The sequence below is a fragment of the Bradyrhizobium sp. CCBAU 051011 genome (assembly GCF_009930815.1).
Lineage (GTDB): Bacteria > Pseudomonadota > Alphaproteobacteria > Rhizobiales > Xanthobacteraceae > Bradyrhizobium.
In genome coordinates this window covers 1,978,044-2,000,001 of the sequence record NZ_CP022222.1, presented here as the reverse complement: position 1 = coordinate 2,000,001, position 21,958 = coordinate 1,978,044, and the positions used below count along the sequence as shown (strand labels likewise).

General features: G+C 59.2%; 18 protein-coding genes and 1 pseudogene. 9 read left to right on the top strand and 10 right to left on the bottom strand.

Going from position 1 to position 21,958, the window contains the following annotated elements; translation table 11 throughout:
• Positions 1-630: 630 nt before the first annotated feature.
• The 8 genes from ACH79_RS09450 to ACH79_RS42915 form a co-directional block, all read right to left on the bottom strand.
• A complete protein-coding gene (locus tag ACH79_RS09450) occupies positions 631-1,881 on the bottom strand; it encodes an adenylate/guanylate cyclase domain-containing protein (protein WP_161850781.1) in 1,251 nt (416 codons plus the stop codon).
• A 394-nt stretch (positions 1,882-2,275) separates the two neighbouring features.
• Complete coding sequence (locus ACH79_RS09445; protein WP_246738488.1) at positions 2,276-3,052, bottom strand: DMT family transporter; 777 nt, start codon at positions 3,050-3,052, stop codon at positions 2,276-2,278.
• A gap of 254 nt (positions 3,053-3,306) precedes the next feature.
• Positions 3,307-3,759, bottom strand: coding sequence for a MaoC family dehydratase (locus ACH79_RS09440; protein ID WP_161850779.1), 453 nt, complete (start codon positions 3,757-3,759; stop codon positions 3,307-3,309).
• A gap of 12 nt (positions 3,760-3,771) precedes the next feature.
• Entirely contained in the window at positions 3,772-4,749 is a 978-nt protein-coding gene (locus tag ACH79_RS09435; RefSeq protein WP_161850778.1) for an NAD(P)/FAD-dependent oxidoreductase, read from the bottom strand.
• A complete protein-coding gene (locus ACH79_RS44725; RefSeq protein ID WP_161850777.1) occupies positions 4,662-4,940 on the bottom strand; it encodes an NAD(P)/FAD-dependent oxidoreductase in 279 nt (92 codons plus the stop codon). Before ACH79_RS44725 ends, ACH79_RS09435 begins: the two co-directional genes overlap by 88 nt.
• A 10-nt stretch (positions 4,941-4,950) precedes the next feature.
• On the bottom strand, positions 4,951-6,195 hold the full coding sequence (locus ACH79_RS09425) for an FAD-dependent oxidoreductase (protein WP_246738487.1): 1,245 nt from the start codon (positions 6,193-6,195) through the stop codon (positions 4,951-4,953).
• A 28-nt stretch (positions 6,196-6,223) separates the two neighbouring features.
• Positions 6,224-6,787, bottom strand: coding sequence for an OsmC family protein (locus ACH79_RS09420; protein ID WP_161850775.1), 564 nt, complete (start codon positions 6,785-6,787; stop codon positions 6,224-6,226).
• 1,126 nt (positions 6,788-7,913) lie between these two features.
• Positions 7,914-8,123, bottom strand: a complete 210-nt coding sequence (locus ACH79_RS42915) for a hypothetical protein (RefSeq protein ID WP_202639208.1) — start codon at positions 8,121-8,123, stop codon at positions 7,914-7,916.
• A gap of 286 nt (positions 8,124-8,409) precedes the next feature.
• Here ACH79_RS42915 and ACH79_RS09415 point away from each other — a divergent pair, with 286 nt between their 5' ends.
• Entirely contained in the window at positions 8,410-8,592 is a 183-nt protein-coding gene (locus tag ACH79_RS09415) for a hypothetical protein (protein WP_246738486.1), read from the top strand.
• A gap of 613 nt (positions 8,593-9,205) precedes the next feature.
• Positions 9,206-9,703 (top strand): hypothetical protein, encoded by a 498-nt coding sequence (locus tag ACH79_RS09410; RefSeq protein ID WP_161850774.1) that lies wholly within the window; start codon positions 9,206-9,208, stop codon positions 9,701-9,703.
• Positions 9,704-9,972: 269 nt separating this feature from the next.
• Here the strand turns inward: ACH79_RS09410 and ACH79_RS09405 are convergent, their stop codons facing one another.
• The gene (locus tag ACH79_RS09405) at positions 9,973-11,385 is read right to left on the bottom strand and encodes a TAXI family TRAP transporter solute-binding subunit (protein ID WP_161850773.1); all 1,413 of its coding nucleotides are present in this window, start codon (positions 11,383-11,385) and stop codon (positions 9,973-9,975) included.
• A gap of 796 nt (positions 11,386-12,181) precedes the next feature.
• Positions 12,182-13,582 carry an adenylate/guanylate cyclase domain-containing protein gene (locus ACH79_RS09400; protein WP_161850772.1) on the bottom strand — a complete coding sequence of 467 codons (1,401 nt, stop codon included), beginning with the start codon at positions 13,580-13,582 and terminating at the stop codon, positions 12,182-12,184.
• Between the two features lie 1,129 nt (positions 13,583-14,711).
• Between ACH79_RS09400 and hflC (ACH79_RS09395) the strand changes: the two genes are divergently transcribed.
• The 7 genes and pseudogenes from hflC (ACH79_RS09395) to ACH79_RS09370 all read left to right on the top strand — a co-directional run bounded on the left by hflC (ACH79_RS09395) (position 14,712) and on the right by ACH79_RS09370 (position 21,060).
• Positions 14,712-15,551 (top strand): protease modulator HflC, encoded by an 840-nt coding sequence (gene hflC / locus ACH79_RS09395; RefSeq protein ID WP_246738485.1) that lies wholly within the window; start codon positions 14,712-14,714, stop codon positions 15,549-15,551.
• A gap of 33 nt (positions 15,552-15,584) precedes the next feature.
• The gene (locus tag ACH79_RS09390) at positions 15,585-16,619 is read left to right on the top strand and encodes an acetamidase/formamidase family protein (protein WP_161850770.1); all 1,035 of its coding nucleotides are present in this window, start codon (positions 15,585-15,587) and stop codon (positions 16,617-16,619) included.
• A gap of 43 nt (positions 16,620-16,662) precedes the next feature.
• A pseudogene (locus tag ACH79_RS43770) lies at positions 16,663-17,274 on the top strand (cation transporter); the annotation flags it as partial.
• Complete coding sequence (gene hflK, locus ACH79_RS09385; RefSeq protein ID WP_246738657.1) at positions 17,254-18,396, top strand: FtsH protease activity modulator HflK; 1,143 nt, start codon at positions 17,254-17,256, stop codon at positions 18,394-18,396. The pseudogene ACH79_RS43770 and the gene hflK (ACH79_RS09385), both read left to right, overlap by 21 nt.
• A gap of 26 nt (positions 18,397-18,422) precedes the next feature.
• A complete protein-coding gene (gene hflC, locus ACH79_RS09380) occupies positions 18,423-19,427 on the top strand; it encodes a protease modulator HflC (protein WP_161850768.1) in 1,005 nt (334 codons plus the stop codon).
• Complete coding sequence (gene hflK / locus ACH79_RS09375) at positions 19,424-20,395, top strand: FtsH protease activity modulator HflK (RefSeq protein WP_161850767.1); 972 nt, start codon at positions 19,424-19,426, stop codon at positions 20,393-20,395. Before hflC (ACH79_RS09380) ends, hflK (ACH79_RS09375) begins: the two co-directional genes overlap by 4 nt.
• Positions 20,396-20,607: 212 nt before the next feature.
• Positions 20,608-21,060 carry a hypothetical protein gene (locus ACH79_RS09370; protein ID WP_161850766.1) on the top strand — a complete coding sequence of 151 codons (453 nt, stop codon included), beginning with the start codon at positions 20,608-20,610 and terminating at the stop codon, positions 21,058-21,060.
• The last annotated feature ends 898 nt before the right edge of the window (positions 21,061-21,958 follow it).

Below are 21,958 nucleotides of genomic sequence, written 5' to 3'. Positions count from 1 at the left end.
AAGCGCATTCAACTTAGAAAACGAATTGAAAAATGTAATTCTAGCCATGCTTCGACTTTCGCCTTTTTTACACAGCCAAGGTCAAAAGCCGAAGTCCTCACATGAGCCGTCAATGTGCGCTCTCGCTTCAACACCTGACGTACCGACAACCTCGGTCGCCCGTACTCCCCTGACGCTCCCCGAAAGACACTTTGAAAGTCAAAAAGCGGCAAACACGGCCGAATTGGTGCGGCGACCTCAACCCTGCATAGGTCAGGGTCGCGCTGAACGCGCGTTGAAGAGGATATCCCGCAGCTGGCAAGCAGCAGTTCAAAGTTGCGAGTCGCTGTCAGGCACATAAATCCTTAGATCTTGCACCTGCGCCGCCTAGCAGACCAGGTCGCTCCGACTTCGAACCGAATTACTCTCGTGAACGGACCCAAGATAAAACGCGACAGCCGGCGCAGCCTTCCATGGGATGTCCGATGTTGAAGGTGAAGCACACGTCTGGCGCGCGCCCAACGAAGTCACAAATTGAACCAACTGAGACACGGGCGGCTCCGGCTTCTTGCAGCGTAAGAGCAAAACATTCCCAGGCTTAGCTCTTGTGTCCACCTATCGGCCAATGGCGGTCGTCAAAGAGCCATAAGATCAGCTTCGCCGTCCTGTGAGGTAGTAGAGTTCCATTGCGCCTTTTCCCTTGATTTCGACCGCGCCGCGGCTTTCGAATTGAAACGCGTCGCCCAACACTCGCTTCGCGTCTTCGGTCACCTGAATCTTGCCAGCAGTGCCATGTGACTCCATTCGGGAAGCAGTGTTCACGGTGTCGCCCCACACATCATAGAATAGCTTCCGAGTGCCGATTACCCCGGCCACGGCTGGACCGGTGTGAATGCCAACACGCACGGTCAACTCGTCTTTTAGCTCGGCGCTCAACCCAATTGTTACTTCCAGCATTTCGAGTGCCATGTTGGCAACGTCCGCCGCGTGCCCAACTCGCGGGTCCGGCATGCCGCCGGCGACCATGTACGCGTCGCCGATGGTCTTGACCTTTTCAAGGCGGTATTTTTCGGCCAGCCGATCGAACCGGGAGAATACCCGATTGAGATATTTTACGACGTCGCGGGGCGGAAACTGGCTGGCGCGAGGGGTAAACCCAACGATGTCGGCGAACAGGATCGTCACCTCGTCAAAGTGATCGGCGATGATCTCATTTGGATTATTCTTCAGCCGCATTGCAATTGAGTTTGGCATCAAATTCAGAAGAAGGTTTTCCGATCGAGCGAATTCACGTTCTAAGGCGGCTTCTGCATTCTCGGCCATGCGGATGGCAAAATATACTGCGACAAAGATAAGGGCCGTAACAGCACTCGCGCACGCAATCCTCATCATCCTCAGCACGACTTGCGAAGCAGGCGCGATCGACGTCTGCGAGGGGAAATACAGTTCGACGAACAGAAACAGGATCAAGACGCATAGGCTGGTGAACGCCGCGATCCGCACGTGTTGAGGACCGAAGAAGACGATCGCGGCAGGTGCTGCAAACAGGAAAAAGTGTATGCCGGCGGTAGTACCGACGATGTAGGCGAAAAGCAGAAGGGTCACGCCGTTAATTGCAGCTATCGACACGATCGCCGCATAGTCGTTCAGGCGATGGAGCAAGGGCGGGATTACGAACAGCGGCATCGTCAGCACGATGGCGAGCACCAACGGCTGCAGCGCCCGCCAATCCAGCGCCGCATAGAACGAAGCGAACACCGCGTACAAGACGACGACAATGCCATTGAAGGCATTGGTCTGCCGAAGCCGCCGGGCGGTCCGCTCGGAGTAGTGCTCTGTACCATAATTTACGACTCGGGTCAGAATAGAAGTGTATTGCGCTGACAAATTGGCCCACACCATCGTTGACCTCCCTGCCAATTCGGATGCGTGATCAGTCTTACCGTCGAAGAAGATCACCTCAACAGTGGATTGTCAGCAGCGGTGCAAATTGCCTCGCAAGCTCTGGGCGCGTGGGCGGGCTAATCGACCGGCGAGGTTGACACAGCGTCGGCGATGTCCGTTTTGGACGTCCTTTGCAGCTCAAAGCTAATCTCGCTGGAATTCGAGGATTCGGTGAGCTCAACCTTCTCAAGGTTAGGTCCCGCGCCGAACATGCTTGGATTTCGCCTTAATTAAGCTCAACAGTCTTCCGATGGGGGAGCGCTCGGGGACGTAAGGCGGCCTTACCCCGCGCCATTTCAGAGGGGGCAGGCCAAGCTTGCCGTGCTGGTACTAGACGGACTTCCGTCCACAATCAACCGGTCCGGAGCACGCGTTCTCGACTGCCTATGACCAGTGCAATTCCGCCAAGGATCGCGAGCGAAGATGCAGACAGTCGAAAGGTGATGACCTCTCCAAGCACCAAAGTGGCCCCCAGCGCAGTAATAACCGGAACGCTCAACTGTACAGACCCGCTTTGCGCGGTGGTCAGCTCCGGGAGAGCGGCGTACCAGATTGTATATCCGAGCCCGGACGCGATTGCGCCAGAAAGGATTGCGCAGACAATCCCAGTAGCGCTGAGGTTCGTGTCGAACACTACGGCGCTTAAAGAAAGACAAGCTGCAATTGGTAAAGAACGCAGGAAATTGCCGGCCGTCGCAGCAAGGGGATCCGCGGTGCCACGACCAAGCAAGGAGTAGACTCCCCATGCAAAGCCAGCGATCAGCATAAGGCACGCGCCCTTCAGAGATGGCGCTGACGCACCAGGAGCAACGAGCACGGCCAGCCCTGCGATGGCAATCGCCAAGCCGAGCCACTGTAAGGTGGACAACCGCTCACCGCGGAGGAGCCCATAGGTGACCATTGTCGCCTGAACCGCCCCAAACAACAAAAGCGCTCCAGCTCCGGCAGGAACGGAGACATATGCAAACGAAAATGCTGCCGCATAAGCGAATAACGCCACAGATGCGGGCCAGGATCCCCCGGCCTTTTTGACCTTCTGGGTGACCAACAGAATAAGCGAAAGCACGCCCGTGCCTGACGCAAGCCGCACAATAGTAAAAGTAGCGGGATCGATCGCGGTCTCGGACAAAGCAACCCTGCAGAGTACCGAATTTGCCGCGAATGCAACCATCGCCAGACCCGTTAAGCCTATTGTCCGCATCTTGGGCATGGAATGGCAACCGAAAGATCAAATGAACGAGATGTCTTATCAGCGAGGAATGAGGGTCGTCATCGCTAGCACCGAGCCCACTATAACTGCGGTGCCAGCGACAACCTAAAAAGCATGCCAGTAACGCAGTGATGGTCCGGTAGGCGCGTCAACCATTACGCGCTGGCTTGCTCCTAACCGGTCGCTGGTGAGAGCGGCATGGTATAGGTTGTAGCGGTACCAACGATACATGGCTCTCCGCTGGCGTTCCGGACAATGGTCTCGAGCTTGCAGATCGGTTTATCATCCCGAACGTCCTCGACCTTTACGCTCGCAGTAATGGTCTCGCCGACGCGAACTGCCTTAACGAAACGCCAGTTCGTTTCAAGAAACACCGTGCCCGGTCCCGGCAAATCCTCAGCGACAACGGCATTCATCAGACCCGTCGTGACCCCGCCTTGGACGATAAGCCCGCCGAAGGGTGAGTTTGTTGCCAGCTCGACATCGTAATGAATGGGATTCTTGTCGCCTGTCATCTCGGTAAACATTTCCACATCGCGCATGGTGGTCGTACGACTTCTTTCCGCGCGCCGGCCCAGCACAGGCCGACCAGCCAGCGTTCGGGTCCATGGTGAAGCTATCGTCATCTTCGTGTTCTCCTATGCTGCTAGAGAGGCGGGTTGGCACGAGTTCGCAATGTGATTGGCCTCGGTCTTCATTGCTGCACTCAGGTCAGCATGAAGTTGCTTGACCTCATCAAAGTCCCATGAGAACGAGGCGATTGCATCAGTGGTACGCATCAGCGGGAAAGACAGTGCGTCGCGTTCGCGTTGATAGATCTCCAATCCGCGGGCACCACCCTCGACGATTCCTCGTGACAACAGTTGCGCATCGCGAAGGGCGTCAGTGATGCCGTGCGCCGTCAGGGGATCCTTGAAATAGCCGGCATCACCGACGAGGGCCCACCCTGCTCCGTGACAATGTCTGAGGTAGCTCTTGGCACCCCCAAAGCTCCGCAGGCGGTCGATCAGTGTCGCTCTCTCAACATTGGCGCGCAGCTCGGGAGAGTTTGACGCGAGAACCTTGAGAAAACCGCCCATCGCGTCGCGGCGAAACGTGCTGACGAATTGCGAAGCCGGAACTGCTGCGAAGACACAGTGCCCTGAGTTCGTCGGAATCACTCCCGCCGCGACGTTCTTTGCGAAATGCCAATGCAGACCTTCGCCCTTCAGATCTGCAAAATAGCCAAATACGATGCCCGAAGCATTGGAGCCTTCGGCCGAGATTTCCGCATTGACGAGTTGCGCGACGGTCGACTGGCGACCGTCCGCACCAACAACGATATCTGATCCGACGGTCATGCACGCACCGCTGCCATCCCTCAGCGAAACACCAATGACTCGGCCGCTCGATGCAAATCGCAGTTCAGAAAGAGCGACGCCGTGGCGAACTACCGCACCCGCTTCACGCGCCGCATCGACGAGCAACGGATCCAGCGTCGTGCGTCGTGGCGCCAGCAGGCTATCGACGCCATGTTCTGGCTTAATGTCTACTTGGACCCCTCGTCGCCGTAATGGAACGTGGTCGATCGAATCGCCGGCGTCCCCACGGCTGCGAGGCGCGGAATTAATCCCCACCGATTGAGCTGCAGAACCGCAGATCGCATCAGCGCGTGCGTCGACATCGTATCAGAGCCGCATTGCTGCCGATCGATCAGGAGGACCTTTGCACCTGACCGCGCCAAAAGAAATGCCGTAGCAGCACCTGCACAGCGAGCACCGACAACAATCACATCATAATGCGAGTCAAGATTGTGGAGACCGTTCATGACAATTCTCTCAAGCGGCAGCACGATCGAGGTTGTGAATTAAGTGAGCAGCAAGATCCGCGGCATCATCGCCGGCTCCGTCAATGAAAGATGATTTGCGTCGCCGCATGAATGGCAGACCCATAACGTACATCCCGGGCGCGGCAACGACCCCGCCTTCGTGTTGGATGCGCCCCTTGCGATCGAACACTGGGGCGGCCAGCCAGGAGTAGTCGGGGCGATAGCCTGTCGCCCAAATCACCGATCCAATTCCGGCACCGACCAGATCCAAGCCGAGCGTGGCTTCGGAATCGACAGCCGTTGGCTCGTAACGATGCGGTTCGAGAAATTGCTGCGCTGTTCCAGACGCGTTGACCCAGTCATCTATGCTGGCGAGAAGCCGATTCATTTTCAGATCCGCAAGCGCGCAATGGTTGGCGAGCGATCCTGAAAACTGTGCCTTGCCATCGCAAAGACCGACCAGGCGGCCCACGAGCTCGACGCCTGCTTTGCGCAGACTGTTAAGATCGACCGTCACGCGCTCCGGCGTTCCGATGAGCTGAAGCGACGGCAACCGTCGCGCCCTTCCAATGTCCTCGATGATGGTGTCGTAGCGAAGATCCATGGCGCCAATGGCGTCCATCCACCATTGGATATCCCGTCCGCGGTAGGTCCGCGGCATCCGGACGTGTTCTCCGACGCAAAGCACCACCCGGCGGCCGGCCGCATTGATTTCCCGGGCGAGCTGAATACCACTCGCCGATGCACCGACGATCATCACGCCGCCGTCCGGCAGGACAGCGGGATTCCTGTACTGCAACGGTGTGAGGCTGGCCACCTTCACCGGCAAACCGGCGCTGGCCGATGGGATCGAGGCAAGATTGCAAGCTCCGGTCGCTATCACGAGCTTGCGGCAGCGCCACGGCCCGTGGTTGGTTTCGACCTCGAAACCACCATCCTTCTGCCTGACTTGCGTGACGCGCGTTCCCGTCCTGATCGGAGCGCCCAAAAGGTTGGCATATCGCTGCAGGAAGCGGACGACCTCCGGCATCGTCATAAAACCATCGGGATCATCGCCGGTGTAGGCATATGCCGGCAGACGCGTCTGCCAGTTGGGCGTTAGGAGGCGAAGCGAGTCCCACCGCTCCGTCGACCATGAGTTAGCCACCTCGCCGCGCTCGAGGACCACGTGGTCGATCGAGCGGGCTGTAAGATGCCAGCTCATGGCCAATCCAGATTGGCCGGCGCCGATAATGATGGCGGTCGCAAACTTCACAACACTCGCTCCTTTTCCTGCTTTACCTTCAGTTGACGCTGACGAAGACGTTCGTCGGATTAGTGACGATGTCGAATACGGCCGATCGCTTCTGCGATTGGGCAACCAGCGCCTTAATGTCGTCCTCATTCGCATCAGCGCGAATGTCGAAGTGAACACGGATACTGCCAAAGCCGTTGCGCACCTCGTCGTCGATGCCGAGAATGCCCTGGATATCCATATCCGCCTCGAGCGACGCCTTTACCGAGCGGAGCTGTATGCCGCGCCGCTGAGCGACGGCGGCAACGCCAGCCGTGAGGCAGCTGGCAAGCCCGGAGAGAACGAGCTCTACCGGGGTCGGAGCCTTGTCTTCGGCGGCGAAGAGTTCAGGATGGTCAGCTTCGACAGTGAACATCTTGCTGCGGGACTGTTCGGCTCCGAGTCCAAAGAAACCGCCTATAGCGGAGCGGCTGTGCGTACCATTGACCCATTCGCAGCTCGCGCGCCACTTGAACTGAGCAGCCTCTGGCGCCTGCTCAAGTGCTTTGCGGGCACCCATCAACGCATCGACGTTAACACCGTTGTTCACGATTGGGTTTGTCGCGTTCGTCATTTTGCATTCTCCTACCTGTTAAAGCCGCTCTCTAACCTGTGCTGGGCTCGGCTTTGCCCGTTCTAATGTGCGATCGTATACGGGCTACGGAACACACGTGCTTGGAGCGGGCCTTCAGAAATCCTTCAGACGTCGTGGATTTTTAAGTCGAGAGGTAGCTTGGCGATCACGTCGCGCTCTCGAATGCGTGATCAACGCATCGCAGAAGAAAGAGAATGAGTTCGATGAACCACCGCCGATGTGATTTGCCGCTACAGATTTTGATCGGCAGCGCCGTTGCTGCAGGCGGCTGTTACGAAGAAGCAGGTTCCAAGTCGAGCGCTCGATGACTCGCTGTAGAGCAACGACGCCTCCATCGGAGGAAGATGTGTCGGCCGATCCATGCCGCGCCGGGCCTTTCTCTATCCTAGGAGGCTAGTCGGCTCACACCGGATTTGCCGCTTTGTTCGCGCACGATGATTCTGCTCTCTAGAGAGAGCGTCTTGTGAGACGGCTCTGGCACATTAGCCCCAGCCCCGCGCCAGAGCCGTCTCATCAAGGTTATGGAAAATCGCAGTATTTGCGTTAGCTACCGCTGCCGTGTGCGAGGCGATTCTTCAAGGGCGGATCAGGGGAAACTGGCGCGCGCGCACATGGGCCACGACTGCGGGTGCCTAAGTAAAAAATGACGCGTGGCGGAGCTGGCTGTTTCCCAATTGGGCCCATTGATCCATCCAGGATAGTATGTCCAAGAAGTTCGTGCGGTGCCGGCAGGAACGAATGCTGACCACCCGCCAATACTTTGGCCGATCAATCAGTGAGGAGATCATAGTCTCGGCGTAAAACGCTCTGGACGTGAATCGCCGCGCGGGCCGCAGTATTGGCATCGGCGCTGCCTGAAGAGAGTACACATGTGGACCAGTTGAAGTCAGCACCTTCCGTAACGCGGTTGATGGCAATTTCTTGAACATTATGACAACCGGGCATCCGCCGGATTTCTGCCAAAACCCGTCGGTGCAGATCTAATAGCGGGAGGCGAATCTTCGACATATTGATCAGGTCGGGATGTTGCTGAGAATGTCGCCAGCGATGCCGTGATTATTTTCTTTGCCGCTGCCGAAGGGAACGAACTCGGCTTCTTATGTCTCTACGATTGCCTCGGATCACCAGGTGGGTCGTTGCCTCGGTCTTTTCGGCTATGCTGCGCCCGGGTTTTGTCTGTTGGCTGTTCCTGCCCTTTCTCATCTAACACGATGCCTTGCTGCGCCGCGCTTCGATCAGGCTTCGACATGCCAGCCTGGCCACCATGCTTGCCGCCCATATCCTGTGGGCCTTCCCAATCACTGGCTTTTGACATTTCGGCCTCCCGCTGAAAATGGGTGCTCTCACGTCTGATCAAGGGTTCACGCTTCTACCGCGTTACGGCGAGCCTAGCTTGTCATATTGGAAAACGGCCCCAGCGGCGGGGCAGCGACTGGGGCCGTCTTTTCATCGGATGCGCTACGGGGGGATAGCAACACCCGGTCGCTCGAACCAAGTGCGACGGTCGGCTTTCGTTCCACCGTATACCTTCCCTAGGAACCAGATAGTCACGCACGGAACAGTACGTGACCGTTCACCTTGTCACAGGTGGAGCGCACCGTATGTTCAATCCTTTGATGTTGCTGGCAGCCGAAGCAAGCGGAGTAATTGCGCTTCGGATGATGAAGCTGATGCTAGGCGGTAGAAGCGCGCGGCGCGAAGCTAATTTAATGGTCAGCGAAAAGATAAAGGCGACTATCGAAGCTACAGCAAGTCTAGCAGCTGGTGCAACCGCGGCGAGATAGTTCATCGATACCGACAGCACATAGCGAAAAATGCAAAACGGCTATCGGGCCGGAGCCGTAAGCGAACACGACGCCGCCGTAAGCGTTGGCCATAAGTAGCGCTGCAGGCATAGACCATCTGGCCAGAAATCAGTCTGGAAAAGGACAGTCGCACGGGAACCTCCATAGCCTGCAGCTTGGAACGTTAACCCGCACGGCCTGTTGTCCTTCCAAATGGGCGGCCGTGATCCCAATCCATTCCATCCTCCGGAGCGTAAGATGAGCAAACGTAAACGGGGTCAAAGCAAGCGCGCAGCCCGAAAATAGCCGCGAAGCGGATCGCCCTGTTAGGAAAGCACTCGAAGGAGCTGATTGAATTAGGTGCCCAAAGGAACAGCGTAAGATGCAGCCATCACCTCGTTGCCGACTTCGGTGCGGCTGCTTTTTGTGCTTCCATGGAGATTGTCGCGTCGTCGTTATGCGCCATTAGCGACGACGGCGGCTGGGCAAAGCAAGGAAAATGATCGCTAGCTTCCCGAAAACTGCAAAATCATTCGTCGCGGTTATAGATGTGCGCGTAATCAAGATAGGCGGCAGGTCAAGAGTAATCCTGCACTAACTTATGGAGGACGCATTGGCTGACAAGACGAATTTTACCAAGGAAGAATGGACGTTGCTGCTGGAGAGCCCCATGATAGCTGGTATGGCTGTCACGGCCGCTGATCCAAGCGGACTTTGGGGACTCCTCAAGGAATCGTTCGCTGGAGGCAGTGCGTTGACCAAAGCGATAGCCGGCGCCGACACCAACGCTCTGGTAAAGGCCGTAGTCACCGATTTTTCTAATAGCGAGGGACGGAGCGCGGCGCGAGACGGTTTAAAAGCAAAGTTTGCGGCTAGTCAGCCATCAGACCTCAAGGTCAAAGCCATCGACTCGCTACGGCAAGTCGCAGGGCTGCTCGATGCTAAGGCCCCAGGGGATGCAGCTGCGTTTAAAGCTTGGCTTCGTCAGATCAGTCAGGCCACCGCTGAAGCGGCCAGCGAGGGCGGTGGTCTGTTCGGAATCGGTGGGGTTCAAGTAAGTGACGCGGAAAAGGCAACGCTTACGGAAATATCAACTGCTTTGGGCGCTTGAGCGGTGGGGCCGACGGGCTGACGTCACTATTCATAACGTGACGATGGTTGAGCTTTTTCAACGATGCAAGCAGCTGAGCGACATTCATGGGAGCCGGGCCAGTGACGAGAAGTGGTCCGAGCAGAAGGGGTCGCTAGCGCCATTCTAAGCGGGCGGATGCCACGCATGTGGTGCACTAAAACCCCGCTGCTTGCAGCGCGGTCTCTGTATTTTGATGAAAATGAGTCTCAGCTCTGTTAGCGTCTCCATGTCTTTGGCACACCACTACGTTATCGTGACGTGAGGTTGTGGCCGCGAGCCGGTTCGAGTGTGATCGCTTGCAACGCCGCGCGCCTCTCGACGATGGCGTGATTGAATAGTTCGAGCACCAGGCCAAAGGCCGATAGTTCCTCTTCCTCGATGGCGCCGTCATCGTAACATTCGAGCGTTTCACATATGATGGCGTCGACCTCGCGTTGCATAGCCAGGAGTCTCTGGTTGGATTCCGCGGTACGGACCCTGGAAACCATGGCCAGGATTCTGTTGCGATGGCTGGTGTTTTCGTCCCTTTCATCCCGATTCAAATAGTGACGTAACCAGGCACCAGCCGAACCAATCCCGGACAATGACAGAAGCGCAAACCAAAAGTAATCGCCATACCTGTCGAGGAAGGTGCGTTCGGTGCCGTCGATCACTGCTGCCGCTCCTCGATGGACCGGCAGCTCGGCGTCTTTTTCGGTGTCCGGCTTGGTGATGTGCGCAGCGCCAGGCACCTCCCTAGCAATCGCCTGACGAACAGCGAATAGCTGCCGAAAAAAAGCCGCAGCCGTCGTTTCAGACAAAGCCTTCCGCGCCATGATCAGGTGGCTGACGCTGATCGTCTCGACCTTGTCATCCGGCCAGGCCGGATTCGCATTGAAGATGCTGGGTGGAACTTCCTCAGATTCATAGCGCGGTTGCTTCAGGGCGATGGCTTCCGATGCCTCGATCGCGAGAAACTTCGGCTCGCCTCGCGACCGGGCCGTTGCGGCGATGGCGTCGGAGGTGATTTTGCTATCGAGCGGACCGACCGCCATGAATGCATCGAGAGTTGGGTCGCGCGCCAGCTCCTCGATTTGGTCCGTGCCAAATTGCGTTTCTACGACCTTATCTGCCTCCACGCCGGAGGCGCTCAGAATGACCCGCATCAACGCGACGTTCGCCGGCGTCAGGCCAATCACGCCAACCCTGTGCCCTGCGAGATCGGCGATCTCCTGGATTTTCGGCGCCGGCTTTTTCTTGGAGCTCTTGTCCGCAAGTCCGGAAGGCGCCCATAGCACAACGAAGTTCTTACGCACGATGGCGACGCTCTGCGCGTCGGTCGGCATCTCCAGATCGCCACGACCGACCGCAAGATCGGCCTTGCCAGCACCAAGCAGGGCGAGGGCTTCGACCGCGCCGTCGGTCGTGATCAGAGACAGCCTGACTGTTCTGCTTTCGCTGGCGAAGGCCCCGGCCGTGGCCTGAATCACTTTGTGATCGTCGCTTCCCGGCGGTCCGACGGCAATCCGAAGAGTTACCGGCTGCAACGCATAATACAGTGCGCCCGCTGCAGCGCCAAAAACAAGAAATCCTATCGCCAAGACCAGTAGTAAGGTGTTGCTCCTTCGGCGTCGTCGGCGGGCTGCGTCACTAGATTCATTTGCACCATCGGATGAGGACATTGCCGTTGCCAGTCGGAGATCAGGAGTAGCCCTTCCTGCCTCGCAGGAATACCACAATTTCAAGAAACAACGTCGCAGCAGCAACCTTGGTTTCAAGAGTGTAATGCCACTTGCGGCCGAATGCGATGGGACGTTTGCCCAACAGGAAAGAGCCATGACCGGAATTGGAGGATGTAATGGGCGCGGAGAGCCTCAACCGGCGCAGGACGCCGTCATTGCCTCCGGGCGGGACAACAACATTCTCCCTAAGAGAGCTCCACCCTGTGAAGGTTAGGATCGAAGTGACAATCGCCTCAAGTAGCTTACATTGATTGGAATATGGATGGGGTCGGGGAGCCATGGGGGAGCCGGCAAGGCGGGCCGGCGCGGACAACCGCAGCTCCTGCTTGGAAGTCGCAGCACGACGGCAGCAGTCGGCTCTAGTCCCGATACTGTTGCAAAAGTCGAAAGTTGCTGGGCTCAAGATTTCTCGCGAAAACACTAAGCAGCGAGCGATTGCTCAGTCGCATGACCTCAATCGCGTTACCGAAGTCGCCTGTGAATTTGCGTGAGGCCGTGAGGTCCCTCACATCTTGTACACGAAAGTCGCGCCCGCGGCCCGCGGAATTTTGGTCATCGGCGAAAATCGACTTTTGCAACACAATCGTCCCAACAGCGGACATCATGGCTATCCTCGCGTTCGTCTGCCTCCCTTGGAGGCTTTCGGACGCTGGCCGCCGAATACGCGGCGCCGTTCCTCAAGCGGCCGGCATCCGAAACCCTTCACACAACCGGACTCTATTCGCTGACTGGCTGTCTAGTGATTACCTCCGTCTATAACGCGGAGAGTCGGTTGACTAGCGGTGAGCGGAACATTGTAGGTGACGACCGGCTGGGTGAGACCCTTCAATGCGAGAGCGCCAATTTGTTCAGTCGCTACGCTTCCGTTGAGCGCCACGTTTACGCGCTTACTGAGCAGAATTTGGCCGTCCTTGGCCTCGCCGCAGAGCCGTGCCGCGACATTGCACACTGTGCCTATCGCAGTGTATCCGGAGCGCTCGGAATATCCGATCTGGCCCAAGGTCGCGTAACCCTGGGCGATGCCAGCACCAAAGCCCAACTCGCGACCTCGCTCGCGCCACGCGGCGATCAGGGTCGACACAGCCTCGCGCATCGCGACGGCCATCTTGACCGCACGTTCGGCCGGGTTGGGGACAGGCACGGGATCGTTGAAGAACACCATGATCCCATCGCCCGAGAATTGGTCGAGCGTCCCCTCGAACTGGCTGATTAGACGCCCCAGCTCGCCGTGATACTCGCGCAGGAAATCCAAAACTTCCTCGGGCTCGGCGGTCTCGGTGAAGGCGGTGTAGCCGCGAAGATCGCAGAATACGACAACGATCTCACGGCGATGACTCTCCAGGATCTTTTCATTGCCCTGCGAGACGATCATTTCGGCAAGCTGTGGCGCAAGGAACCGCTTCAGCCGCCCAACGCGGCCCAGCTCCTCAACCTGCTCCTTGACCCGCGCTTTCAGATCGCGGTTCCAGCCGGCGATCTCCTCGTTGCGCTCGCGTAGTTCGTTCAACAGCCTGGCATTCTCGATCGCGATTACCGCCTGGTCGGCGAAGGTCTTCAGAAGATCCTCCTGGGCCTTAGCGACAGGTCCGGCCTCGGCCCAACCCACCACGATGACGCCGAGCACATCGCGATCGCGCATTATAGGCATTCCCAGCATGCGACGCCAACCCATGGCGCGCGGAAACCGCTGATCGTAGTCTGGATCGGCAAGCGCATCGGCGAGCCGGACCACTGATTGATTAAGCAGTACGCGTCCGGATACCTGAGAATGATCGGGCCGCATCGGGTACGTCGCTCGAAGCATATCGACGTAGCTCGGCCCGACGTTGTGACTGGCGACGAAATGGATGAGGTCTCCATCAAAGCGGAACACGTTCGCGAACAAACTGCCGCAAAGCGCGACGGCGCGGCGCACGATCAACTCGAATACCGGCTGCGGATCGGCCGGCACGGCGCTGATCAGGCGGAGAATCTCCGCGGTAGCCGACTGCTGCTCAAGCGCCTCTTTCAGTTCGCCAGCGAGAGCGCCTACCTGATTCTGTAGGTCGGCGATGGATGCGGCGGCGATGGATACTTTGTGAGCCCTATTCGCGCGCCGACCTTTGACTTGTTGTTTGCTTCCACCGCGTTTTCGCATCTCGCTCCCTCGGGTGGGTCAGGACAAGGAGGGGGATCAATCTTATGCAAATTCTCAGTTTCGCGCCATGGCAGGAAGTCGGCTCCGGAGCGTTGGACCGCGGTAGAGGCCAATGTCCTCTCTGGATCAATCGCGTCGTTTGGCCCTGCGGCCAAGACTTCCGGTCAGCCCTTGCGAGCGGACGTCTTCAGTACTGGTGGGAAGGTCTCAATCGGGCCAAGAAGAGACTCATGCACCGCATCAATTATTCGGTCTGTAATCAGTTGATTTGCCGGCGCAACATTAACCGCACTCAGCGATAAGATTAGCAGAACAAGCCGCCGCCGGGTTAAGAGCGGCGACGGCGTTCGTTACGCGCTCACATGGCCGCGACTATCGCCTGATAAAGAAACAGTCAGCGATAGCGCCAGCTTTCGACGCCATCAATGAGACGACGCTCCTGCTTGCGTAATTCATCAACTAGGCGTTCGAGTAGGGCGGCAGAGGCGAGGCTTCGAGAGCTAAGTCCTGCTGCAATCGGTCACCCACCTCGTCACAGATCGACCGGGCAGTCTTATGTTCGATGTGCTCGGACATTCGCCTGGTTCCATTTCGCGCTATCTCGATTTTCCCCCGATCCACTTAAGTTACAGGCTTGGAAATTGTTTCGCGCGAACGATGGCCATGGTTCCATCTATTGGAACGAAGGCCTTAGAGTAACTGGCTGCTGGCCACAACTCTCCAAGCGCGAAGAGTTCGCTGCCAACGTTCACACTTGGCCGGTCTTTGCAGGCTTTCAGAATGTTGGTTTAGCAGTTGATCATTCCGGGTACCCGCGGCGAGTTGCCCAGCTTCTCGAGGTGCTCGTTGGGACCGGCGGCGTCGACCAGACCCAACCGGCGGGACTGCGGACGGAAGCCCATACAAGCGGCTCACCGGAGACAAATGCCTTGACCACTCGAAACACGCCCTACAGAATGAGAAAAGCCCCAGCTCGTTAGGCAAATGAGCCATGGCGCGCTCAAGCTCGAAGCCTAGGCAAGCTATTCTGGGCGCCGCGGGAGTGCTTGGCGCTGTCGCGGCGACCACGTTATGTCTTTTCGCCGTTGGCGATGGGGAGCGGGCCGTTGTCACGTCCTTCGGCAGGCCGGTGCAGGTAGTCACCACTTCGGGTCTTGGCCTGAAGCTGCCTTACGAAAGCGTGACCAAGTTCGACGGCCGGCTTTTTGTTTACCAGCCCCCACTTAGCGAATTCCTGACGCTTGAGAAGACTGCCGTGACGGCAACGGGCGTCGTCATGTGGCGCATAGCCGAGCCCAAACGTTTCTTTGAGACGGTTCGCAACAAGGCGGGTGCGGAATCGCGCTTGGGCGACATCCTCTCTGCGGAACTTGGCGCCGCCATCGGCCGAAGTCCGCTCGCTGCCTTCGTCTCCGCCGAAGCCTATCGAGCAGAGGCCTTGCTCGCCGAGGTCGCCGCAAAGTGCCGGAATGTTGCGCTTCGGGACTACGGCATCGAGGTCCTTGACGTGGAGCTGTTGCGCTTTGACTTCCCTAAGCGCAACCGGCTCACGGTCTACGCTCGCATGCGCTCCGAGCGCGCCGCAATAAGCATGCGCTACCGCTCTGAGGGCGAGGAGGAAGGCCTCAAGATCCGTTCCGCGGCTCATGGCGAGAAGACGAGCATTCTAGCCGAGGCCTTCAAGGTCGCCCAGCGGCACCGCGGCGCTGGCGAAGCAGAGGCCGCCCGCATCTACGCCGACTCACTTCGCGAGGCACCGCAGTTCTATGCGCTGCGGCGGACGCTCGACGCGTCGCGCAAGTTCGTCAAGGAGGGCACGACGATGGTGTTGCCGGCGAACTCCGCTCTTTTCGGCCTACTGTACGACAGCCGCTTCCATGAGCGCGCCAAGCCGTCGGCAAGCTTGGCCGACAGTGCGAGAAAGGACGCCCATGAGATGACGAGCGGAGATCTTACGCCGCCACCATAGCAACAATCTACGCTGCCAAAAAAGGAGGAATCTATGATTCGAATGAGCGAGCAGTCGGCACGAGCGGCGATCGTGGCTCTATCTTCGGCACTCGTAGTTATTGGAATCGCACCTGCCTCGGCCGCGGAAGTCCGCTATGACCCGGGAGACACTGTTTACTTCACCTATTGCCATGCGCATCCACCTGCGATCCGCATCAAGCCAGGCGACACGGTGATCACAAGGACCAAGGACGCGGCGAACGACGTCTTCCAGCCGACCGACAAGACGGTGTTTCCGAGGCTCGACCTTACCAGAGTCAACCCGCAGACTGGGCCATTCTTCATCGAGGGCGCTGAGCCCGGCGATACGCTCGTCGTGCGTATCGACAGGATCGGGCTCAACAGAGACTGGGGCTGGGGAGCTTCGATCCCCTACTTCGGAGCATTGGCGCCCGAATACAAGACGGCGATGATAACTGACCCGGTGCCGGACCGGCTCTTTATCTGGCGATTCGACAGATCGAGGATGGTCGGTGTGCTCGACCTGCCCAACAGCAAAATCGGCAAAGTCGAGGTCCCATTGCGGCCATTCTTCGGGACAATCGGCACTGCACCTCCTGGCAAGGAATGCATCAGTTCGCTTATACCTGGCCCTCATGGCGCGAACATGGACTTCAATGAGGTCGTTGAGGGTGTGACGATGTCTTTCCCGGTTTTCGAGCCGGGTGCGCTCTTCATGCTGGGCGACGGGCACGCCGCGCAGGGTGACGGCGAGGTGGACGGCGCCGCTATCGAGACCTCGTTTGACGTCACCTTCACGGTGAATCTCATCAAGGGAAAAAAGATCAACTGGCCCCGGCTAGAGAACGACAGAATGATCATGTCGATCGGCAGCACGCGGCCGTTGATCGATGCGCTGCGGATCGCCTGCGTCGATCTCGTCAACTGGCTGGTGCAGGATCACGGCTACGACAAGATCGAGGCGGTTCAGCTTCTAGGCCAAGCAGCGCAGCTCGAGATCGCCAACGTTGTCGATCCAAATTACTCCGTGGCTTGTCAACTCGACAAGCGGTACCTGCCGCGGTGAGGTTGCACTAAATGGAGACTTCAGGAAGCGTAGGGCTCTGAACATGGGCGTAGGCTGTTGCGGAGAAGGCGCCACCTTCGAAGGCTTGTCGGCTGATTACAAGCGGCGACTTTGGATCGTCATTGCAATCAATGCCGCGATGTTCCTGGTGGAAATGGGCGCCGGCGCACTCGCCGGCTCACAAGCGCTGCAGGCCGACGCTCTCGACTTTCTGGGCGACGCGGCGACCTACGGTATCAGCCTCGCGGTCATCGGTGCATCCGTTCGGGTCCGGGCGCGTGCGGCCTTTGTGAAAGGCGTCAGCCTCACGCTGATGGGCTTGTGGGTGTTTGGGGCGACCGCCTATCACGTGCTTGTGCTCGGTGTGCCGCGCGCCGAGATCATGGGCGCCATCGGTTTCCTGGCTCTCGCTGCCAACGTGGCTAGTGTCGTCATCCTCGTGCGCTACAAGGATGGCGACGCCAACGTGCGGTCCGTGTGGCTTTGCTCGCGTAACGATGCGATCGGCAACGTCGCCGTGATGCTCGCTGCGATCGGCGTTTGGGCAACCGCGACCAAGTGGCCCGACCTGATCGTGGCCGCCATCATGGCGGGATTGTTCCTGTGGTCATCCGCTCAAATCCTGCGACAGGCGGTGCGTGAGCTCCGGACCGGGGAAATCTCGCGCCACACGCACGTGCCGCACTCGCACGCGCCGCCGGAGTGGGTCCGGCTGCGCGAGAGGTTTGCGCCCGCGACCCGCGTGTTTGTTACTGACACCCGCGTGAAGATCGGGGCATTGGCAAGCCTGGTCCTCCTCTGGCTCGCAAGCGGCTTCTTTACGATCCAGTCCGGGGAGATCGGCCTGCGCCTCCGGTTTGCTCGCATCGTCGCGGCCGACCTTGGCCCAGGTCTACACTACCGCCTGCCCTGGCCAATCGAGACGCACCGTCTCGTCGAAACCGAACGCACGCGGAGTGCAGAGCTCGGTTTCCGCAGTCAGGCGGACGAGAGCTTGACGACGCGCACACTCGCCCGCGAGCGGCTCACAGTAGGCGGGCCCTCGAATCCAGTGCCGGAGGCGATCAAGGCCAAGGGCTCCTGGTTCCAGCGCGAGGTGCTGGAGGGCGAGTCCTTCCTCCTGACCGGTGATGCCAACCTCATCGATCTTCGGTTAACCGTGCAGTACCGCGTCAGGGATCCGGTGGTCTACGTCACAAACCTGGCGGAGCCTGAGGCGCTCGTCCGGAGCCTTACTCGATCAGCGCTGCGCAGCGTTGTTGCCACTCAGCGAATCGACGCGTTGCTAACAAACGCCAGAGCCGAGGTCGAGGCGCGACTGCATGAGTTCGTTCAGGCGCGCCTAGATCGTCTGAACGCCGGCATCGCGCTCGTCTCGGTGCGCTTGGTCTACGTGCATTCGCCCCAGGAGGCACACGACGCCGAGCGGGACGTGGCTAGTGCACAAGAGGACAAGCTGCGCACGATCAACCGCGCCAAGGGGTTCGCCGCCGAGGAGGTAAACGAAGCGAAAGGAGAGGCCGCGGCGACGGTCGAGGGTGCCCTCGCCGTCCAGGAGGAACAGGTCCGCCGCGCTCGCGGCGAGGCGCTGGCGTTCAGCCTACAGGTCGAGGCATTTCGGCAAGCGCCCGAATTGGCCGCATTCCGCTTGCAGATGGAGACGATCGAGGACGTGTTGCCGAAGGTGCACAAGCTTGTCCGGCCGAAGGCGAGTGCCATCAAAGACCTCGACCTTTGGCTCCTTGATCCTCCGATCAGCGCGGGGGGCAACCGATGAAGGCAGCTCACCCTGGAGTTGGCAGGATGAGCCGCGCGGGCGGCAGACGGAGGGTGGCGCTCCGGGTGCTGACGCCTGCCGCTATCGCCGTGCTGGTTCTGTCGGCCCTTGCGAGCCTCTTCACGTTAGATATCACTGAGAACGGGATGGTCACGCGCTTCGGCCGGATCGTGCAACTCGTTGAAGAGCCGGGCCTAGGCTTCAAACTGCCCTTCGAGCGTGTGCAGCGGTTCGACAAACGCCTCCTATACTTGAGCACTCGGCCCGTTGAGTACGTCACGGCGGACCGGAAGAACGTGTCCGTTGCCACGCTCGCTACCTGGCGCATCGCCGAACCGACGCGCTTCCTCGCGACGCTTGCCACGCGCGACGATGCCGAGCAGCGGCTTACGGAGGCTATCGTCGGTGAAGTCGGTGCAGTGCTCGGCCGCCACAGCTTCGCCTCCCTCATCGCGCCGCATGCTTCGGAGAACCGGTTCGGGGCCATAGTCGCGGAGGTACGAGCCGGTGTTCAGGCTCTTGTTGCGCCCGCCTACGGTATCGAGGTGATCGATCTCGGTGTGCGTGAACTCGCCCTGCCTCAGCTAAACCGGCAGAGCGTCTTCGAGCGGATGAAAGCGGAGCGGGCCCGCATCACCATGCAGCTGCGCTCCGACGGGAAGGCCGAGTCGAGGCGGATCATCGCCGAAGCTGATCGGCAGAAGGCACGCATCCTCGCCGATGCCAACGAACTTGCAAGGCGACTCGACGGCGAAGGCGACGCTGAGGCGATGCGTGTCTACGCGCGCGAGTTTGGCGCTGACCTACCCTTCTTCAAGCTCGTCCGCACGCTCGAGGCCTATGATCGTATCCTCGACGACAAGACGACCCTGTTCCTGCCGGCCGAGTCCGAACTCCTGCAGATGCTGCAGCCTAGCGCATCGGTCGCGCGGGATCTTAGCCCGCCGCCCAAGGCTCGTCCCAGGAACGGCGAGTCCGTGGGCGCTGGTGTGGAAGGTCAGCAGCCACCGTCACGCGGGGAATCGCCATGACGGCCAGCCACGAACATGTGGTGCCACAGGACGGCGCGGAAAGTGCCCCCAGGCAACCGCGGTGGCGCGCTTACGCACTCCGGGGCGGTATCGTCTTCTTGCTCCTGCTGATCGCGGCCTACTTCGCCACGGGCTTCCATCTCGTCGCAACGGACGAGCAAGCTTTGGCGCGCCGCCTCGGCGCGCCCCATGCCCGCCTGGGCCCCGGCATGCACTGGCGTTTCCCCTGGCCCGTCGACCGGGTCGATGTGCTTAAGACCACAAGTGTCTCGAAAGTCGGCGTGGGCTTCGCTTTGCCCGAGGGCGAGCAGGAGACCGTGATTGGAATGGAGCTGCTGACTGGTGACACGAACATCCTAAGCATCGCGCTCGTGCTACAATACGTGATACGCGATCCTGCCGACTTCCTGCTGCATGTGGAAGACACAAGAGCACTGATCGGCGGGCTTGCCGAAAGTGTGCTCACAGAGGTTTTGGCCGGCATGTCGGTTGATGAGGTCTTGACCACAGGCCGGCTTGCCATCCAGGATAGAGTGAAGATACGGACTCAGGAGCTCCTCGATCGCTACCGAAGCGGGGTTCAGATCACGGCTTCCAGCATCATGGCCATGACGCTTGACGCGGCGGTGGCACAGGCCTTTCAAGACGTGGCGGACGCCATGGCCGATCGCGAGCGCTCGCGCAACGAGGCGCGGGTCTATGCGGCCAACCTTCTGCCCAAGGCTCGCGGGGAGGCGCACACACTGGTCCAGGCAGCGCAGAGCCGGCGTGAGCAGCGTATAGCGCAAGCCATAGGCACGACCACTCGCCTCAAAGCTTTGCAGCAAGAGTATGCGAAGGCCCCCGAACTCACGCGCACCCGCCTCTATCTTGAAGCCATGGAGAGGGCTCTGCCCAGAGTGAAAGCTTACATCCTGGATACAGAGGGTGGACAGGCCCCGGTCAACTTGCGAGTGAGAGGCCGGTAGATTCTGTCCAGCACAGCATCACGGGTGCCTTTCGGCCCAGCTCTAGCCGCTCGACCAGAACCGGTCGAGCCCTCCTGCCACAGCTTCAGCGAGGTTGCCAGGCAGCGGTTTAACAGCCTGAGTTCCTGATGCTTCCGCTTAGATATGCTGCGACGGTCTCGATGTGACCTTCTCTGATACGGCCACTATCGCGCGTGCCATCGGCGGACCAAATGAAATTCAGGAGCCATTTCGAGCGACTTGACGTCTTCCCCCGCGGGCTCTTGCCCATCAGCGACGCAATCTGCCGCTTCAATCCCGTCTACGGTCAGGGCATGAGCGTGGCTGCGCTGGAGGCGTGCCTGCTGCAGAGGCTGCTCGAGCTAGGGGAATACAGCAATCCAATCGCTGCGCTGGCGCCCGCTTTCTTCGCCGAGGTGCAGACGTTGATCGAGACGCCGTGGTCGGTGGCCAAACTTGACTTCGTGTTTCCCGATATCCGGGGGCAACGTCCGGCGGATTTTGAGACCACGCTCAAATTCGGGATCGCCCTGACCCGGCTCGCCGACGAAGATCCGGCCGTCCACAAGCTGACCATTGAGGTCCAACATCTATTGAAGCCGCGCAGCGTCTATCGCCATCCCACGCTCGTGCAGCGGGTGCTTACGAAGATGGCCGAGATGTGATCGATGCGGGGGGAGCGCCGGCATTTCTGCCGCCTCCGCGCGTATGGCCGTGCGACACCCTCCTGAATCAGAAAACCGGAATGCTGGCCAACTTCCGCTGTGGGTCCAAAGGCGGAAGGTGCCCAGCGAGCAGATGTTTTTCCGCTTCACCCCTGAAGGCTGACATCCTAGCGGACCACCCTGCGGAGCTTAACCTCCGCAGGGTTGAGCTCGCACCCGAAAAGTCTCAGCAATAATTGTTTTCGCGGGCGTTAAGTGCTCCTCAGGGGAGTCGTCGGGTATTCTTATGAACCAATCCTAGAAATCCTGCTGCTCGGGCTCTATTCTAAAACTCTGCAAGGATGGGGAAATTCAGACCATCCATTCCGAGCGAGCCCACTCCGCAAGTTCCGGGGGCACCGATACAACGCCACGTTGTCGACAAGAAGCGGCTATGTTATGTTTGTACCGAGATACGCGGGCCCTTGCGGACAGTTGATCGTGGAGGCGCCTCATGAGAGTTGCGTCTTACCTACAGGCTGCTTGTGTACTGTTGGCTATCCTGCCGCCAGCCCGCGCCCAAGTCGATGAGGCGCGGCCGCCTCGTGACCGCGGCACTCAACCGGAACGCATATTAGAAACAGGCGGCTCGCAATCGCCTAGCGCGCTACGGGTGGTCGCGCGCTGCAGCGATGTGAATCTCGGAAAGGGAGTAGCGGAGTTCACCTGGGCATCCCCTACGACTGAGGTTCAGGCGCAACGCATCGACATTTCGATGTTCAGAGATGGTTTTCAAACAGAAAGATTTGAGACGGTCGCCCGTGTGCCCAGCGCCCAAAATCGATTGGTTTGGGACGATGCTCGACCCGGCATTAATTACTACTGGCGAGTCCTGGTGCTGACGGCCCAGGGCTGGATT

Bases quoted from the DNA above. Each gene is read 5' to 3' on its own strand.
- ACH79_RS09450 (WP_161850781.1), bottom strand. From the start codon at position 1,881: ATGGTGTGGGCCAATTTGTCAGCGCAATACACTTCTATTCTGACCCGA.
- ACH79_RS09440 (WP_161850779.1), bottom strand. From the start codon at position 3,759: ATGACGATAGCTTCACCATGGACCCGAACGCTGGCTGGTCGGCCTGTG.
- ACH79_RS44725 (WP_161850777.1), bottom strand. From the start codon at position 4,940: ATGAACGGTCTCCACAATCTTGACTCGCATTATGATGTGATTGTTGTC.
- ACH79_RS09420 (WP_161850775.1), bottom strand. From the start codon at position 6,787: ATGACGAACGCGACAAACCCAATCGTGAACAACGGTGTTAACGTCGAT.
- ACH79_RS42915 (WP_202639208.1), bottom strand. From the start codon at position 8,123: ATGTCAAAAGCCAGTGATTGGGAAGGCCCACAGGATATGGGCGGCAAG.
- ACH79_RS09415 (WP_246738486.1), top strand. From the start codon at position 8,410: ATGTTCAATCCTTTGATGTTGCTGGCAGCCGAAGCAAGCGGAGTAATT.
- ACH79_RS09405 (WP_161850773.1), bottom strand. From the start codon at position 11,385: ATGTCCTCATCCGATGGTGCAAATGAATCTAGTGACGCAGCCCGCCGA.
- ACH79_RS09400 (WP_161850772.1), bottom strand. From the start codon at position 13,582: ATGCGAAAACGCGGTGGAAGCAAACAACAAGTCAAAGGTCGGCGCGCG.
- ACH79_RS09390 (WP_161850770.1), top strand. From the start codon at position 15,585: ATGATTCGAATGAGCGAGCAGTCGGCACGAGCGGCGATCGTGGCTCTA.
- hflC (WP_161850768.1), top strand. From the start codon at position 18,423: ATGAGCCGCGCGGGCGGCAGACGGAGGGTGGCGCTCCGGGTGCTGACG.
- hflK (WP_161850767.1), top strand. From the start codon at position 19,424: ATGACGGCCAGCCACGAACATGTGGTGCCACAGGACGGCGCGGAAAGT.
- ACH79_RS09370 (WP_161850766.1), top strand. From the start codon at position 20,608: ATGAAATTCAGGAGCCATTTCGAGCGACTTGACGTCTTCCCCCGCGGG.